The following is a 16,107-nucleotide window of genomic DNA, read 5'->3' as shown; positions in this document are numbered from 1 at the left end:
TTTGCCCACATTTGAGCTTACCCGCCGCGAGACCATTGCTGCGTTTGCCGCCTCCGCTGCTATGCCTCTTATCGCGAAGGCAACGCCGGCATGGGCCGCTCCCGCCACGGACGCACCAGCGAGCGCTCTTCTCGACTCGATCGGCGAGAACTTGCTGCGCCTGAATCCAGAAGGCGCGACATCACTGGGTGTCGACACCGCCAAGCGGGCTTACCTTCGCTCCAAGCTTGGCGACCGCACAGCGGTAGGACAGTATAAGGTGGCGGCAACGCTCAAGGCGGACCTCGCCCGCGCAAAGGCAATCGACACCAGCAAGCTGAGCTTCCCCGTCCGCACGAGCGTCGAGGTTGTCCGCAGCGCCTACACGACTGCGCTCGAGGGTTTCGCCCTTCCGTACGGCGACGTCGCCGTCGGCGGCTGGCGGAACACGCCGTACGTCGTAATCCAGAATGTCGGCGCGTACATCGACACGCCGCAGTTCCTCGATACTGATCATCCGATCGAGAGTCGCTCGGACGCCGAGGCTTACCTTGCGCGCCTCGCCCAATATCCGGGTCAGCTTGACGGCGAGCTCGCACGAATGAGGGCAGCCCGCGGCAAAGGCCTCGTCCCGCCCAACTTCCTCATCGACAAGACGCTCGACCAGCTCGCCATCTCGCTAAAGAGCACCAAGGAAGGCGGGACGCTCGTCGAATCGATCACGCGCCGCACCAAGGAGAAGGGCATCCCCGGCGATTGGGAAGCCCGTGCGCGCAAGATCGCCACGTCGGCCGCAGTGCCCGCGCTCCAGCGCCAGATCGATGAACTCAGGGCCGAGCGCCTGAAGGCCACCGATATCGCCGGAATGTGGTCGCGGCCGCATGGCGACGAATATTATCGTTGGGCGCTCAAGGCCTCGACTACGACCAACATGACGCCTGACGAGGTCCACCAGATGGGCCTCGAGCAGCTCGCCGAGCTGCAGGGCCGGATGGATCCGATCCTCAGGTCGATCGGCTACACTCAAGGCACGGTCGGCGAACGCATGCAGGCGTTGGCCAAGGATCCGCGCTACAAATTCAGCGAAGGCGACAAGGGCCGCGAGGAGATCAAGACTTATATCGCCGAGCGCATCGCGAAGATCCGCGCCGTGCTTCCCCGCGCGTTCAACACGATGGTTCCGGGCCATCTCGAGGTCCGCCGCATGTCGCCGGAACAGGAGCCTGGAGCACCCGGTGCGTACGGCGGCGCCGGCTCGATCGACGGCAAGATCCCCGGGAAATTCTGGATCAACCTTCGCTCAACCGACCTACACAGCAAGTACAGCCTGCCCGACCTCGCGGCGCACGAGGCAATCCCGGGGCACGTCTGGCAGGGCGAATATGCGAACAAGCTGCCACTCATCCGCACTCTCCTCGCCTTCAACGCATATTCCGAAGGCTGGGCGCTCTACGCGGAGCAGCTGGTGGACGAGCTTGGCGTGTACGACGACTTCCCGGTCGGCCGCCTCGGTTACCTTCAGTCGATCGCCTTCCGCTGCTGCCGCCTCGTCGTCGACAGCGGCCTCCACGCCAAGCGCTGGACGCGCCAGCAGGGCGTGGACTTCTTCGTCCAGAAGAATGGCTCGAACCCGATGGAGGTAGCCAGCGAAGTCGACCGCTACTGCAGCTGGCCAGGCCAGGCCTGCGGCTACAAGGTCGGCCAAAGCACGATCGATCGTCTCCGCAACAAGGCGAAGGCCGAGCTGGGCGCAAAGTACGACCTGCGCGCATACGACGATGCGGTGGTTCTGGGCGGCAATGTCCCCATGGACGTGCTCGCGCGCAACATCGACGATTACATCGCGCGGACGAAGGTGGCCTAGCTATTTCGCGGGACGGTAGTCGGCACGGATGAACTGACGGCCGCGTTTCACGGTCATGGCGACGGAGCGAAGTGCGGTGACGTCGTCGATTGGATTGCCTGAGAGCACGACCATGTTGGCCAGCTTCCCGACGTCAATCGAGCCCATGTCCTTGTCCTGACCGGCTGCCGCGGCGCCGTTGATCGTGGCCGCGCGGATCACATCAATCGGCCTCATCTTCGCTTCGCGCGCGAGCAGTTCGAACTCGTCGAACAGGGACGGCAGTGGGTCGCTTAGCGGCGTGTCGCCATCCGTTCCGGTCGAGATGCGAACGCCGAGGCGATAGGCCTGGTTGGTAAGCCTACCCGCCAGCGCCACGGTGCAGAGTGGCGGCTTGCCGGACTTGCGCGCCGCTGCCTCAACCTCTCGATAAACGTGCACCGTCGCATCGAGAATCGTGCCACGATGCTTCATATCGGCGAAGAGCGCCGCCATTGCCGGATTATCGTTAGCAAAAAGCGCGGCATCGACCGGGAAGCGTTTCTGGTAGGCCTCAGGCCGCGTCTCCATTGCCTGATAGGCAAGGTAACAGCTGTGCGAGACCGTATCGACGCCGGCATCGACAACCTCAACGGGTGTTGCAGGGAAAACCATTCCATGCGCCCAAACGCGCATGCCCTGCCGATGAGCTTCGTTTGTGATGCGGCCGACCTGGCCGCCGGGTAGGTTGGCGTAGATCTTGACCGCCGTGGCATAGGTGCCTTTGGCCTGCGCAACGGCGAGCGACAGGTCGGTGCTCGCGTCCACAGACTGCTCCCACGGCACCTTTCCGGCGACAGCTCCCTCAGCGATCGCCTGCGTTCGTGGGTCATCGAAGAAGCTCGGGCCGGCCATCAGCGCGGCGTAATAGATGTCGGGCGAGGCAATCTCGCCGACGCGCGCGGCGCGGGCTATGTCGCCGACGTGGCGGAGGTCGTCGGCCATGTCACGGGTCGCGGTGATGCCGCTGTAGATGTCGCGCTTCAGCCGCGCTTCGGCATCGGTGCGATCCGGCGGAGTCGCGATATGCTGGTGTGTATCTACGTAGCCCGGCAGCAGGTAGCGGCCGGCCAGATCGACCGATTTGGCGCCGGTAAGCTGCGTCGTCGTAAGCGCCGCATCGGGCACCACCGCGACGATTCGCTCGCCGTCGGTAACAACCGCAATGTCGCGCTGGACCTCGGTCGAAACGCCATCGATGAGCGTCGCGTGCCGGTAGACCGTGCGTGAGCCAGAAGCCGGCGGCTCGAATGGATGTGCAGCTACGCTAACAGAGGCGGCGGCGAGAAAAGCAAGCGAACGCATCGGCAATGCATGCCTTGCACTCGAGGCGCTGGAAAGGCCCACTAGTCGAGAAGAGGTGCGCCAGCTTCAGGACGATGGGTGGTCCGCGGGGAACGAAGCCTCATCAAGCTGAGCCCTGCGGCGATCACGGCGGCAACTGCTGAAGCCGCAAGCAACCCAGGACCGACGCGCACGCCGGCCAAGTGGAACGCAGCGCCGACCGCCACTGCGCCCGTCGTCTGGCCGAGCAGGCGTGCCGTGGCAAGCATGCCGCCCGCCGCGCCAGACCTGCTCCTTGGCGCCGCGCTGACGATCGTGCGGTTGTTCGGCGACTGGAACAGCCCGAAGCCGATGCCGCAAATGGCCATGCGCCAGATGATATCAAGCGTGCTCGGCTCCGTGCCGAGACGTGAGAGCATGAACAGGCCAAAGGCGAAGATCGTAAGCCCGATGGCGCCGATCAGCCCTGCCCTCACCTTGTCGGCCAACCGACCAGCGATTGGCGCGACGACGCCCAGGGCGAGCGGCCACGGAGTCATCAGCAGCCCTGTCTCGAAGGCCGTCCGGCCAAGCACAGACTGGAAGAGGAACGGCAGCGTGACGAAGGCCAACATCTGCGCGGCGAAGGACACCGTCGATGTGGCGATCGACATGCTGAATATCCGGATCTTGAGGAGGTCGACAGGGAACAAGGGCGCGGGGTTACCCCATTCGTGGCGGACGAGAAGCGCCCCCGAACCGACGCCGATTGCGACTAGTGCAACGCCAATCCCGAAGCTCTCACGCGTGAACGTCTCCGCGCCGAAGACCGTGCAGCCCATCATCGCTGCGCTCAGCAATGCCGCCAACCAATCGAACGGGTGGCCGTGGCCCTCTACGTGGGGCAGCGACCTCATCCCAACCGCGATAGCCGCAATACCGATCGGCAGGTTGATTAGGAAGAGCCAGGGCCACGACGCAACACTCAGAATGATCGCCGCCAATGTTGGCCCTGCGGCGGCCGACATTGAAAGGACGAGCGCATTATAGCCAATCCCCCGCCCAAGCATCTTTGCGGGATAGGTCGCGCGCACCAGCGCGGCGTTCATGCTCATGATGCAGGCGGCGCCAATCCCCTGAAAGACGCGCGCGAGGATCAAGGTTTCAAGTCCCTGCGCCATGGCGCAGCCGACGGACCCCAATGTGAAAAACGCCAGCCCCGGAATGTAGACTTTGCGATAGCCGATACGGTCGCCGAGCGCCGCCAGTGGAAGCAGCAGGATGGTGATCGTCAGTTGATAGGCGTTGACGATCCACACCGATGTTGCCGCCGATGCACCGATCTCATGCGCAATTGTAGGGAGCGCAACATTGGCGATCGAGCCATCGAGCACCGCCATTGCCAGCGCTAGCCAGATCGCGACCGCCGACCAATAGCGCCGCGGCTTCGGTAATCCGTCTGCACTTTGCGGAAGTGGCGCCTGCACCTGTTGGACGTTCACGCGAGCCTAAATACCGTCGGCTCGCAACGTTCCAACTCCGATTGATCGAGCACCATTATTAAGGAAGAGCCGCGAGGTCGGGCTCGATGAAATGTCGCCTGGCATCGACCGAGAAAAGCCGTTCGCGGGAGTAGAAGCGGAGCGGCCAATCGCGTCGCCCCATCGGCGAGAGCAGAAGGTCATTCACCAGTTCGTGCAGCGGCTCGCGATTGTCGGCTTCGGCGAGAAACAGCCTCACGCCCTTCAGGAAGGCACGCGTTATCGTCTCGTGATAGCCCTCCGTATCGCTGTTCACGCCCCCGACGCTCTCGTTGAAGCGACGGATGAGACCTGGAAGCTCTCGGTCGAGGTCTACGTCGGGTCGTTTCAGCAGCAGGTAGGTCGTGGCAGCTAAGTGCGCCTCATGCGTCCATTCAGCGCGTTCAAGCGTGCGCGCCAGGAGACCTTCGCCGAGATGCTCGATCTCGTCGTCGGAATGGAAAAGCCTCGGGGAATAATCAGTCATTGATCGGGTCCTTGTGGAAGGGCCCGATCAGAGACCGGGCCTAAGCAGCGGTTTGGGTCGGGACTTGCTGCGCTTGTCGTTGCGCGGCCTTTGGCGCGGCTTGTCGCACGCCCTCGTCCACTTGATCCGCGAATTGCGCGAAATTCTCGACGAATAGGTCGACGAGCTTGGCCGCAGTCGCGTCATATTCCGCAGGGTCAGCCCAGGTACCGCGCGGATCGAGAATTGAAGTGTCGACGCCCGGAACCGATACCGGCACTTCGAAGCCGAAGTTCGGGTCCTTGCGGAACTCCGCATTGTTCAAGCTGCCGTCGAGCGCCGCGTTGAGGAGCGCGCGCGTCTCCTTGATCGGCATGCGCTTGCCGACGCCGTACTTTCCGCCCGTCCACCCGGTGTTGACCAGCCAGCATTCCGCGCCGCCTTCGGCAATGCGCTTCTTGAGCAGGTTGCCGTAGACCGACGGCGGGCGCGGCATGAACGCCGCGCCGAAGCAGGTGCTGAACGTCGCCGTCGGTTCGGTCACGCCGATCTCGGTACCGGCAACCTTGGCGGTGTAGCCCGAAAGGAAGTGATACATCGCCTGATCCGGGGTGAGCCGTGCGATAGGCGGCAACACGCCAAACGCGTCCGCGGTCAGGAAAATAATGGTCGACGGCGGCGGGCCGAGGTTCTTTTCGCTCGTGTTCGGGATGAACTCGATGGGATAGGCGCCGCGCGTATTCTCGGTCTTGCTGGCGTCGGTGAAGTCGAGTTCGCGCGTCTCCCCGTCCATCGTCACGTTCTCAAGGATCGTGCCGAACATCTTGGTCGTCGCGTAGATTTCCGGCTCGCCTTCCGCCGAGAGATTGATCATCTTCGCGTAGCAGCCACCTTCGAAGTTGAAGACCGCCGTGTCAGACCAGCCATGTTCGTCGTCACCGATCAGCGTGCGGCTGGCGTCCGCCGAAAGCGTGGTCTTGCCGGTGCCCGACAACCCGAAGAAAATTGCGCTCTTGCCGTCGGCCCCGATGTTGGCCGAACAGTGCATCGGCATCACGCCTTCCGCCGGCAGTAGGAAGTTGAGGAGGCCGAACACCCCCTTCTTCATCTCGCCCGAATATTCGGTGTTGCCGATCAGGATCATCTTTTCGGTCAGGTTAACCGCGATGACAGTGTCGCTGCGGCTGCCGTGCCGCGCCGGATCGGCCTTGAAGCTCGGCAAGTTGATGATGGTGTACTCGGGGATGAACCCGGAAAGCTCGTCAACCTTCGGTCGCACGAGCAGGGTACGAACGAACAGGTTGTGCCATGCCATCTGATTGATGACCCGCACATTCACTCGATATTCCGGCTGGCTACCGCCGAAGAGGTCGGCGACGTAAAGCTCGTCCTGATCCTTCAGTGCTGCAAGGAAATCAGTCTTCAGATTGGCCCAGTGCTCGGGCGACATCGGCTGGTTGATCGCGCCCCAGTTGATCGTGTCCTCGGTCGTGGCGTCGCGAACGACGAACTTGTCCTTGACGCTGCGGCCCGTGAACTTGCCGGTATCGACCAACAGCGCGCCGTCCTTCGTCAGACGCCCCTCGCCGCGCCGAATCGCATGCTCGACCAACGGCGCGGTCGTCAGATTCCAATAGATTTCCGCGCCCGTCGCGATACGCTGCGATTCTAGGCCGCTGAGCGGAACCCGGTCAGTCACACGAAACCCCTTTTCAAATGTTCGAACGGCGGCGACCAAAAGGCAGCCGCCGCATACGTATGCAGGCGCCTATAACCCCGAAAAACTCGCGCGGTCAAAACGGGATGGCGGCTAATCAAAGCCATTGGCGTCAAGATAGCGCTAACAATGTCCCGGCCTTGCACATTGGCGTCGGCACTACGGAAAAATCGGTTCGCCTTGCCTGCGTGGAGGGTGCTGGCTAATCCGCCCTCGTCCACCGGCAAACACAGGCAACAGGCAAATGAGCCAAGTGATCGCGCTGGTCGACGACGACCGGAATATCCTTACATCGGTATCGATCGCCCTCCAGCAGGAAGGTTTCGTGACGCGGGTCTATTCCGATCCGGCGCTCGCCCTGCGCGCTATCTCCGATAGTCCGCCGGACCTTGGCGTATTCGACATCAAGATGCCTGGGATGGATGGGATGGAGTTGCTGCGCCGCGTGCGAGAGTTCAGCACGATCCCTGTCATCTTCCTGACATCGAAAGACGATGAATTGGATGAGGCACTTGGCCTCGCGATGGGCGCAGACGACTATATTTCGAAGCCCTTTTCGCAGCGACTGCTCATTGCGCGCATTCGAGCCCTCCTTCGCCGCCAAGAGCTTGCCCGAGGCGAAGCTGTCGCGACGGACGAGGAAGAAGCACCTCTGCTTGAGCGCGGGCGCCTGACCATGGATCCGGCCCGCCACAAGGTCCGTTGGGACGGCAAGGATGTCAGCCTTACCGTGACTGAATTCCTGATCCTCGAATCGCTCGCGCAAAGGCCCGGTGTCGTAAAGACTCGCAATCAGCTGCTCGATGTCGCCTATAATGACGACGTTTATGTCGACGACCGCACCATCGACAGCCACATCAAGCGCATCCGGCGCAAATTCCGGTCCGCGGCCCCGGAGTTCGATGCAATCGAAACCCTTTATGGCGTCGGATACCGATTCGACGAACAGTGACGAGGCCGATCTGGCATTGAGCTGGTCGCGCCGGTGGACGCTGGGTCACCGTATCCTCGCGCTTAACCTGCTGACGCTGGTGCTCGTTGTCCTCAGCACGCTCTATCTTGACGTCTTCCGCAACCGGCTGACGAAAGAACGCACCCAGCAAACGCGCATTGAGACAGCCACGACAGCTGCTGCTCTCGCTCATGTGCCGCGCGCGGACTGGCCGAACGTTCTCGCATCGGTGTCGCGGACCAACAGTGATCGGCTCCGCCTTTATGGCGGGGACGGGCGACTCGTGATTGACAGTTGGCAGCTGACCGGACCGACCTATGAGTTGCAGGATCCGCACGCGCAGGCCTGGACCAAGGATGCGGCCCGCGCACTCGATCGAGGCTTCAACTTCCTGGTCGGCGCCCCCACGCTTGCCGACTACACGGAGCCCAAAGTCGATCGACTGCAGGCTTGGCCGGAGGCCGTCCGCGCCAAAGAACAGCATCGTTCGACAACCAAGCTGCGCAACGCACCCGACATGACGCCTGTCATCACGGCCGCCGTGCCTTTTGACGGCGGAGTCTTGTTCGCGACGAATAACGACAGGACTTTCACCCACGCCATTCGGCGCCAGCGCGCCGGCATCCTGATCGCCATGGCTGGCGTGATCATCCTTTCCGCTTTGCTCTCGATCTTCCTCGCCCGGACCATTGTACGGCCAATGCGCCGGCTTGCGATTGCAGCGCATCGCGTCCGCCTCGGCCGTTCGCGTGAAGTGCGCGTGCCTCGCCTGCCCTCGCGCAGTGATGAAATCGGTCTCCTGGCCCGGGCCGTCTCGGATATGAGCCAGTCTCTGCGCCAGCGGATCGACAATATGGAAGCGTTTGCGGCTGACGTGACCCACGAGCTCAAGAACCCGCTCGCATCACTCAGATCCGCGGTCGAAGGGCTTGAGCGAGTCGAAGGCGACGATCTACGCGAGCGCCTGATGTTCATCGCGCGCGAGGATGTTCGCCGCCTCGACCGGCTGATCAATGACATTAGCGAAGCCGCCCGCACCGACGCCGAACTTGCTCGCGCGACTTTCGACCGAGTCGATCTTGGGCCCCTGATTGAACAGCTCGTCCACAGCTGGGAAGCCCGGCGGGAGACCGGCGATGCCCGCATCGCCTTCGCACGGCCGCGCAAGGACACCGCTGCGGTCATGGGCAAGCCTGACCGTCTCGCCCGTGCCATCAATAACATCATCGACAATGCAATCAGCTTCTCGCCACCCGGCGGCCTGGTCGAAATCGCCGCTGCGCGCGTCGGAGACGAAGTGCGCATCCGTATTGAGGACGAAGGTCCAGGCGTTCCTCCTGAAGCGCGTGAAGCCATCTTTAACCGCTTCCATTCAGTACGCCCCGAGGGTGAGGCGTTCGGCCGCCATTCTGGGCTGGGCCTTGCGATCGCTCGCGCTATTGTTGAAGGACACGACGGAGAGATTGACGTGCAGGACCGCGACGACGCGCCATCGGGCGCCCGCTTCACCATTCGCTTGCCGGCGGCAGACCGCGAATGATCGGTCAGGCCCCGCCTATTGCAGGACCGCGCCTTTCGGCCGAGACCGTTCATGCGAGTACCGTCGCATTGGATGGACGCGCCGTGGTCATCCTGGGACCTTCAGGTGCTGGAAAGTCCGATCTTGCGCTGCGCCTTCTCGACCGCGGTTTCACATTGGTCAGCGACGACCAGACACTCTTGAAGCGCGAGGGAGAGCGCCTCGTCGCCTCGGCGCCGCCCAACATCGCCGGCAAGCTGGAAATCCGCGGCATTGGCATCGTCGAGATGGAAACGGTCTCGAATGTGCCGGTCGGCCTACTCGTCGATCTCACTAGCGAGATCATGCGGCTGCCCGATGAGAATCGGTCACGTCCGATCCTCGGGGTCTCGATTCCGCTGATCAGCATTGACGCCATGACGGCATCCGCGCCGTCGAAGGTGGCGCTGGCGCTTGATCGCATGGGCGCGAAGCTTTGATTGGCGGGGCGCGGCAATCGCCGCGCCTTCTGCTCGTCACGGGCATGTCCGGTGCGGGCAAGTCCACCGTGCTCGACGCGCTCGAGGACATGGGTTGGGACGTCGTTGACAACCTTCCCACCGACCTGCTCGACGGCTTCGTGCATGGAGCGAGCGAATGCCGCACCGTTCCAGCGGCGGTCGGAATGGATAGTCGCAGCCGCGGCTTCGACCCCGAGACGCTTCCCGGCCTAATTCGCTCCATGAGCGGCGTGTCGCCGGAGCTCCTCTATCTCGATTGCGCAAGCCCCGAGCTCATTCGCCGTTTCGACGCCACGCGCAGATTGCACCCGCTTGCGCCTGACCGGCCGGCCGAAGACGGCATTCAACGTGAGCGGCGCCTGACGTTCCCGCTCAAGGCGGCGGCGGACACCGTGCTAGACACGACCGATCTGAGTCCCGCCAAGCTGCGCGACGAGCTGCGACTTCGTTACGGCGACGACGACGATCAGCCAGTGCTGACACTAACCTCCTTTTCATTCGCGCGAGGGATTTCGCGCACTGCTGACCTGGTCTTCGACCTGCGCTTCGTTCCCAATCCCCATTGGGTGGACGAACTTCGCCCTTTGACCGGCGAGGATGTTCCGGTGCGGGACTATCTCTCTCAGCAACCTGAATGGGCCGACGCGCTCGACCGTATCGAATCCCTTCTCAACGATTGGATTCCTCGCTACTGGACCGCCGGAAAAAGTTACGTGACCGTTGCGTTCGGATGCACTGGAGGACGCCACCGCTCGGTCGCTGCGGCCGTCGAGATGGCGGAACGGTTACGGAGGGCTGGGCTCGCTCCCAACATCCGTCACCGGGACCTGAGCTCGCCGCCCAATGACCTTATCGAGCATAAACTGGGTGAGCGGCCCATGGGACGCACCGCGGAGAGCGAAAGCGAAGTGAATCAATGATTGGATTGGTGCTGGTGACCCACGGCCGGCTTGCGGCCGAGTTCGTCACTGCGATGGAACATGTGGTCGGGCCGCAGGATGCGATCGAGGCGATCTGCATCGGCCCCGACGACAATATGGAAGCGCGGCGCAAGGACATTGCGGAGGCCATCGGGCGTGTCGAACAGGGCCAGGGCGTCATCATCCTCACCGATCTCTTCGGCGGCACGCCGTCGAACCTCGCCATCAGCCTGATGAAAAGTGAGAACATCGAGGTCATCGCGGGCGTGAACCTACCGATGCTGATCCGCCTGGAGGGTGCGCGGAAGGTCATGCCGGTTCATGCCGCGGTCGCCGCCGCCCGCGAAGCCGGACGCAAATATATCTCGGTCGCTTCGGAGATCCTCGGGGAAGCAGCGGCTTGACTGCCGTCAGCCGCGAGGTCGTAATCTCGAACCAGCGCGGGCTTCACGCCCGAGCGAGCGCCAAGTTCGTCAACGTCGCCAGCCAGCTGCCCGCCCAAGTGGAAGTCGAGAAGGATGGCCACCGTGTCTGCGGCACATCGATCATGGGCCTCATGATGTTGGGTGCGGCGCTCGGCGATTCGATCATCATCCACGCCGAGGGCGACAACTCCGAGGAAGCACTCGCGCAGCTCGTGCAGCTCGTCGAGGAGCGGTTTGGGGAAGAATAATGCCCCGCCAGGTCACTGCTTTTTCCAACTCGATCGTCAAGCGGCTGCGCTCCCTTCGCGAGAAGAAGGTGCGGCGCGAAGAAGGCATGTTCCTTGCCGAAGGTCTGCGCATCTTGACGGAGGCGCGCGACAGCGGCCGCCTTCCGGAAATTGTCGCCTTCTCCGCCGAAGGCGCCAAGCATCCGCTTGCCGCCGAAATCATCGCCGCGACCGAAGCCGCCGGCGGCGAAGCGATCGAGACGACGCCCGACATCCTCTCAAAGATGTCAGGCAAGGATAATCCGCAGATGTTGCTGGGCGCCTATCGCCAGCCCGACACGTCGCTGGAGCACATCGATCGTGCCAAGTCCTCCATCTGGATAGTGGCGCAATCACTACGCGATCCCGGCAACATCGGGACGATCCTTCGGACAGGCGATGCGGTGGGCGCCGGCGGTCTTATCCTGGTAGATGAAAGCGCGGACCCCTTCTCGGTCGAAGCCGTCCGAGCATCGATGGGCGCAATCTTCACGCAACAGATCGCGGCAGCTCGCTGGCCGCAGTTCCTTGAATGGCTGCGATCCGGTCCGGGCCAGCTCGTGGGAACGTCTCTTCAAACGGATGTCGACTACCGAAGTCCTCGCTACGAGGACCCGACCTTCATCTTGGTAGGCAACGAGGCGCAGGGTCTGCCGGAAGATTACGAAAAGCAGTGCGACCTGCTGGTGAAGATCCCCATGCTCGGCCGTGCCGACAGCCTCAATGCTGCGGTCGCCACGGGCGTCATGGCCTACGAAGTCCTGCGCCAGCGCCGGCCGGCACCGTAAGGAGCCCTACTTCAGGCCCTTCGCCATATTCAGGTGAGCAGTCACGTTCGGGATCAGTCCGTTGGCGAAATCCTTGAGCTTCGGAGTGTCACCCGCCGACGAATAAGCCTTGAGCGCGGCCAGCGCGTCTTCGTGAGCTTTCACCTGCGCTGCCGCATAGGCAGTGTCGAAAGCAGTCCCGTTCAGGCCCTTCAGATTGTCCAGGTCCTGCTGCTGCGTGGCCGAGAGCGTATCGTCCGGTGTAACCACCGGAGACAGGCCGGCGACCGTTGTTTTCAACTTTGCCGTCGAACCTTCATGCGCGGTGATCATCTTCGTAGCGAAGGCTTTTACCGCCGCCGACTGGCCATTGGTGGCCGCCAGCTTCGAGCTTTCGATCTCAAATTTGTCGCTCGCCGCCGCCGTATTGGCGAAGCCCTGCGCGGAATTGGGCAGCGGAGCGATTGTTTCCGCCGCATTGCCGCCAAGGCTGTTGTCCACCGCCATCGTATTTTCGACGGCACTATTGTCGGTGGCCGTCGTGTCTTTCTTCCCGCATGCCGCAAGCGCCAGAACACTCGCCGACAGCGCAATCGCAAATTTGCTGGTCATGGCGTCTCTCCTCACTGGCGGCACAACGACCCATCGCAACTCTGCGTTCCTGCGACTTTTCGGCGGAGCTTATGGCCAGCGCCTTCGTTCCAATTCCGAGGCCGTGCTAATGGCGCGGCGGGCAAGGAGATGTCGCGATGAGTATTTTTGGCAACATCATGAACAAGATCTTCCATCATGGCTCGCCGGCTTTTGCCGCCCCGGATCAAACTTCCGCACCTGCCACGCCCCCACAGTCCGCTCCCACGCCGGATAGCGCCACGACGACCGCGCCTCTCCCAGCAGCTGCGGCGCAGTCGGTCGATGTCGGCGCGGTGCTCAGCGAGATGGCCTCCATGAAGGGCGGAGGCGGCAACTATCAGTCGTCGATCGTGGACTTGCTGAAGCTCCTCGACCTGGATTCGAGCCTCGCGGCCCGCCAGGAACTCGCCAACGAGCTGAACGTGCACGTCGGTGCCGACGGCAGCGCCGAGGAGAATATCGCGCTCCACAAGGCCGTTATGCAGAAGCTTGCCGAAAACGGCGGCGTCGTGCCGGATAGCCTCAGGAACTAGCGATAATCTGGGTCTGTCGTTTTCAGAAGCGCAGGATGCCGGCCGAGGGCGGTTCCAGCGCTTAATCCAACTTGGTTTCCCGAAATTATAGTCTAAGACCTGACACTCGGGCTCACACAGGTGGGGTTAGTGAAAATGCTACGAAATGTCGGACCTGAAGATCGGGTCGTTCGAATCGTCGTCGGGCTCGCGCTCGCGGTCGTCGTTTACCTTGGATATCTGACCGGCATCGCCGCCATCGTCGTCGGCGTCATCGCCGCCTTGCTCGTCGTGACGGGGCTTCTTGCGCGCTGCCCGCTCTACAAAGTCATCGACGTGGATACGAGCGTCCAGGAACAGCCCTATTCCAGCACGGATGACCGCGCCGGCCTCTAATTGCTGTTGTAGGCGGGCGTCAGCGCGCGCCGAACTCGTTGGGGTTGTCCGACCGTGGAGCGATCCACGTGATGAGGTCCCATTCATTGCGGATCGCTAGAAGCAATAGTGCGGTGACTACGGCAGCAAGCCCGTCGTGCGCCCACGGCCACTCGTCCCAGAAAGCCAGCGCAACTACGCCGAGCGCAAGATAGAGCAGGACTGGAATAACGCCGTAGAACCAGACGTCGGTCCAATGGACGTCGTCCTTAAGCCTGGCGATGCCGACAACCGACATCAGGGCCCGTACCAGGCCCCACAACGCAACGAGGCCTGCGATTGCGGCGAACTCGTCAGGATCGATGCTAGGCGTCAGGGCGGCCGCGCTCAATGCTAGAACGAAGCTGACGCCCAGAACAATGGGCCCCATGTAAAGTCGAGATCCGGCGAGCACGCTTGAGCGAGACCGATCCTGCATGAGGCTAATGACGACGAAGATTAGGCCGATAAGGACCGCCGCGGCGCCGCCGGCCATCAGATAGAACTCGGACCAGCCTTCGAACATTGATCTGCCCCTTCCCTACCGAAACAAACCTTCGACGAGCCCGATGAGCTGCAGCATATTGAGCCCAACGAGGCCCGACCGCTGCACCCATCGACTTGCGAACGGAATCATCGCCAGCGGCAAAATGATGCGAGACACCACCCAGGCGAGCTCGATCGTATCGTAGCGCACCCGGTCGAGCAGGATGTGCGACCCGATCGAAAAGATCATGGGGACCGCAAGCAGGAAAAGGATCAGCTCGCGATGACGAAGATAATGGTCCTCAAGCGACCGTTCCTGATCATCCTCGCGGCCTGGGAAGATGGCTCGGCTGACGAAGACGTAGGGCAGAGAAACCGCTGCGGCCGTTAGCATCTGTAGCCCGTCGACCGAGACGTAGGGACGGGTGTACCACATCTGCAGCCACACGTTCATGCCGCCCAGAAGCACACTGGAAGCAACTAAGGGCGGGCAAGTCCCTACCCTGATCCGCTCGCAGTCGCGCCACATGTCGGCAAACCCGATGGCAACGTTGGCCACCGCAATGCCCAGCAACAGCCCGTAAAAGCTGAATAGATAGTCGAACGGCCCCATGTTTGGCGCCGAGCATAAGACGAAAACGGCTTATGTCGAACTGTCAGCACTGCCGTCTTTGCGAGTCAGTTTTTTCTGCTCGTCCAGGGCGGCCTTGGCATGTTCGCCACAGAGAAGGGCCCCATTAAGGATAACGCCGGCAGCGCAGGTACAGCCCCGCACCGAACAGGGCGGGAGAACAGGTCGAATCATCAGGGGGCGGTAGGCGGCTAGGGTGGCCCGGCTCCACGCTTGATTATCGGACGGCGCGTTTCAATGGCCGCATGTCACCAACGCGACACAACGGGGGTTAAGCTCTTCGACCGGCTCGTCTCAACATGAAGCTTTCGTGCCCATCTCGAAGTTCTGCTTCATACTCATCGGCGAGTTCTTGAAGCGAGCTTCGGACCTCGTGGTCTGTCATCATGCTTGCCAATCTTCGGCAGCGTTCGATCTTTTCTAGTATCTCATCTCGTTCCATGGTCGCGCCTTCAAGCGTCCCCACACTTACGGCCATTAACATCAAGACGTTCTGCGAAGTTCCGAGCGTTGCGGACTCGCATCGATAGGCGTTAACCCTATCCGGTGACCTGTCGCTAACCCACGCGCGGTAAATTTCGACTCAGCAGGGCCGCTTGATCTTTAGCGAGCTCCGGCAGCCCTGCGGACCAGAGTATGAAGCCCTGCCGGCGGCCCGGTTCGCCACTCCCCCGCTCCCGAGGCCGCGCAGGGCTTCCTGTTATTCCTGATCCATCAGCGAGCGCTGCATGTAGACGTTGTCGAGCCAGCGCCCATGCTTGAAGCCCACGGCCCTCAATCTTCCCACTTCTTCGAACCCGCATGATGCGTGCACACCGATTGAGGCCGGTTCCGCGCCGCCGATAACGGCAATCATCGTTCGGAAGCCGCAGGCCGAAGCGCGGGGCAAAAGCGCTTTGAGCAATTGCTTCCCCACCCCGCGGCCGAGCCAGTTCGGATGGACATAAATGCTGTTTTCGCACGTGAAGCGATAACCCTCGCGATCGCGAAACTGCGTGGCGTAACAATAGCCGGCGACGTCGTCTCCACGCGCCGCGACGAGGAAGGGCCAACCCGGAGCCATGATCCTGCGGATCTTTGCGAGCGTGTCTTCGACCGAAGGTGGTTCGTAGTCGTAAGAGGCTGTGCCGTGCAGAACGTGGTGCGCATAGATTTTCTGCACCGCTTCGGCATCGTCTTCCGTCACGTCGCGGATCAATTGGTCGGTTGCGACATCCATCGGCGCGGTTGCTCGCACCGGGTCCTCACCGGGGCA

Annotated in this window: 18 protein-coding genes; 10 read left to right on the top strand and 8 right to left on the bottom strand. The window is 62.3% G+C overall.

The window, feature by feature from the left end; genetic code table 11:
• The first annotated feature begins 61 nt into the window (after window positions 1–61).
• Complete coding sequence (locus ABD704_RS01325; protein ID WP_344697892.1) at window positions 62–1,843, top strand: DUF885 domain-containing protein; 1,782 nt, start codon at window positions 62–64, stop codon at window positions 1,841–1,843.
• On the opposite strand, the gene ABD704_RS01320 is transcribed toward ABD704_RS01325, so the two are convergent.
• From ABD704_RS01320 to ABD704_RS01305, 4 genes are read right to left on the bottom strand one after another with little or no spacing between them, the layout of a single operon-like run.
• Window positions 1,844–3,166, bottom strand: coding sequence for an amidohydrolase family protein (locus ABD704_RS01320; protein WP_344697891.1), 1,323 nt, complete (start codon window positions 3,164–3,166; stop codon window positions 1,844–1,846).
• Window positions 3,167–3,207: 41 nt separating this feature from the next.
• Entirely contained in the window at window positions 3,208–4,626 is a 1,419-nt protein-coding gene (locus ABD704_RS01315; RefSeq protein ID WP_344697890.1) for an MFS transporter, read from the bottom strand.
• A gap of 58 nt (window positions 4,627–4,684) precedes the next feature.
• Window positions 4,685–5,131 (bottom strand): hypothetical protein, encoded by a 447-nt coding sequence (locus ABD704_RS01310; protein ID WP_344697889.1) that lies wholly within the window; start codon window positions 5,129–5,131, stop codon window positions 4,685–4,687.
• A 40-nt stretch (window positions 5,132–5,171) separates the two neighbouring features.
• The gene (locus ABD704_RS01305; protein WP_344697888.1) at window positions 5,172–6,809 is read right to left on the bottom strand and encodes a phosphoenolpyruvate carboxykinase; all 1,638 of its coding nucleotides are present in this window, start codon (window positions 6,807–6,809) and stop codon (window positions 5,172–5,174) included.
• Between the two features lie 262 nt (window positions 6,810–7,071).
• On the opposite strand from ABD704_RS01305, the gene ABD704_RS01300 reads away from it, so the two are divergent.
• The 7 genes from ABD704_RS01300 to ABD704_RS01270 are packed head-to-tail and all read left to right on the top strand — an operon-like array spanning window position 7,072 to window position 12,197.
• Window positions 7,072–7,779: a response regulator transcription factor gene (locus ABD704_RS01300; protein ID WP_344697887.1), complete on the top strand. Its 708-nt coding sequence runs from the start codon at window positions 7,072–7,074 to the stop codon at window positions 7,777–7,779.
• On the top strand, window positions 7,748–9,319 hold the full coding sequence (locus ABD704_RS01295; RefSeq protein ID WP_344697886.1) for a HAMP domain-containing sensor histidine kinase: 1,572 nt from the start codon (window positions 7,748–7,750) through the stop codon (window positions 9,317–9,319). Before ABD704_RS01300 ends, ABD704_RS01295 begins: the two co-directional genes overlap by 32 nt.
• Window positions 9,316–9,777, top strand: a complete 462-nt coding sequence (locus ABD704_RS01290; RefSeq protein WP_344697885.1) for an HPr kinase/phosphorylase — start codon at window positions 9,316–9,318, stop codon at window positions 9,775–9,777. The genes ABD704_RS01295 and ABD704_RS01290 overlap by 4 nt, the downstream gene beginning before the upstream one ends.
• The gene (rapZ, locus tag ABD704_RS01285) at window positions 9,774–10,718 is read left to right on the top strand and encodes an RNase adapter RapZ (protein WP_344697884.1); all 945 of its coding nucleotides are present in this window, start codon (window positions 9,774–9,776) and stop codon (window positions 10,716–10,718) included. The genes ABD704_RS01290 and rapZ overlap by 4 nt, the downstream gene beginning before the upstream one ends.
• Window positions 10,715–11,122, top strand: a complete 408-nt coding sequence (locus ABD704_RS01280; protein ID WP_344697883.1) for a PTS sugar transporter subunit IIA — start codon at window positions 10,715–10,717, stop codon at window positions 11,120–11,122. Before rapZ ends, ABD704_RS01280 begins: the two co-directional genes overlap by 4 nt.
• On the top strand, window positions 11,119–11,391 hold the full coding sequence (locus ABD704_RS01275; RefSeq protein WP_344697882.1) for an HPr family phosphocarrier protein: 273 nt from the start codon (window positions 11,119–11,121) through the stop codon (window positions 11,389–11,391). The genes ABD704_RS01280 and ABD704_RS01275 overlap by 4 nt, the downstream gene beginning before the upstream one ends.
• Window positions 11,391–12,197, top strand: coding sequence for a TrmH family RNA methyltransferase (locus tag ABD704_RS01270; RefSeq protein WP_344697881.1), 807 nt, complete (start codon window positions 11,391–11,393; stop codon window positions 12,195–12,197). The genes ABD704_RS01275 and ABD704_RS01270 overlap by 1 nt, the downstream gene beginning before the upstream one ends.
• 6 nt (window positions 12,198–12,203) lie before the next feature.
• Here the strand turns inward: ABD704_RS01270 and ABD704_RS01265 are convergent, their stop codons facing one another.
• Entirely contained in the window at window positions 12,204–12,788 is a 585-nt protein-coding gene (locus ABD704_RS01265) for a DUF4142 domain-containing protein (protein WP_344697880.1), read from the bottom strand.
• Between the two features lie 137 nt (window positions 12,789–12,925).
• Here ABD704_RS01265 and ABD704_RS01260 point away from each other — a divergent pair, with 137 nt between their 5' ends.
• Both ABD704_RS01260 and ABD704_RS01255 read left to right on the top strand, forming a co-directional pair.
• Window positions 12,926–13,342 carry a DUF3597 domain-containing protein gene (locus ABD704_RS01260; RefSeq protein WP_344697879.1) on the top strand — a complete coding sequence of 139 codons (417 nt, stop codon included), beginning with the start codon at window positions 12,926–12,928 and terminating at the stop codon, window positions 13,340–13,342.
• A gap of 135 nt (window positions 13,343–13,477) precedes the next feature.
• A complete protein-coding gene (locus tag ABD704_RS01255) occupies window positions 13,478–13,717 on the top strand; it encodes a YgaP family membrane protein (RefSeq protein ID WP_344700450.1) in 240 nt (79 codons plus the stop codon).
• A 19-nt stretch (window positions 13,718–13,736) separates the two neighbouring features.
• On the opposite strand, the gene ABD704_RS01250 is transcribed toward ABD704_RS01255, so the two are convergent.
• The 3 genes from ABD704_RS01250 to ABD704_RS01240 form a co-directional block, all read right to left on the bottom strand.
• Entirely contained in the window at window positions 13,737–14,261 is a 525-nt protein-coding gene (locus ABD704_RS01250; protein ID WP_344697878.1) for a hypothetical protein, read from the bottom strand.
• 15 nt (window positions 14,262–14,276) lie between these two features.
• On the bottom strand, window positions 14,277–14,834 hold the full coding sequence (locus ABD704_RS01245; protein ID WP_344697876.1) for a hypothetical protein: 558 nt from the start codon (window positions 14,832–14,834) through the stop codon (window positions 14,277–14,279).
• 718 nt (window positions 14,835–15,552) lie between these two features.
• Window positions 15,553–16,071, bottom strand: coding sequence for a GNAT family N-acetyltransferase (locus ABD704_RS01240; RefSeq protein ID WP_344697875.1), 519 nt, complete (start codon window positions 16,069–16,071; stop codon window positions 15,553–15,555).
• Window positions 16,072–16,107: the final 36 nt, after the last annotated feature.

It is taken from the genome of Sphingomonas limnosediminicola (assembly GCF_039537965.1).
Classification (GTDB): Bacteria; Pseudomonadota; Alphaproteobacteria; order Sphingomonadales; family Sphingomonadaceae; genus Sphingomicrobium; species Sphingomicrobium limnosediminicola.
This window is presented reverse-complemented; position numbering and strand designations above follow the sequence as displayed.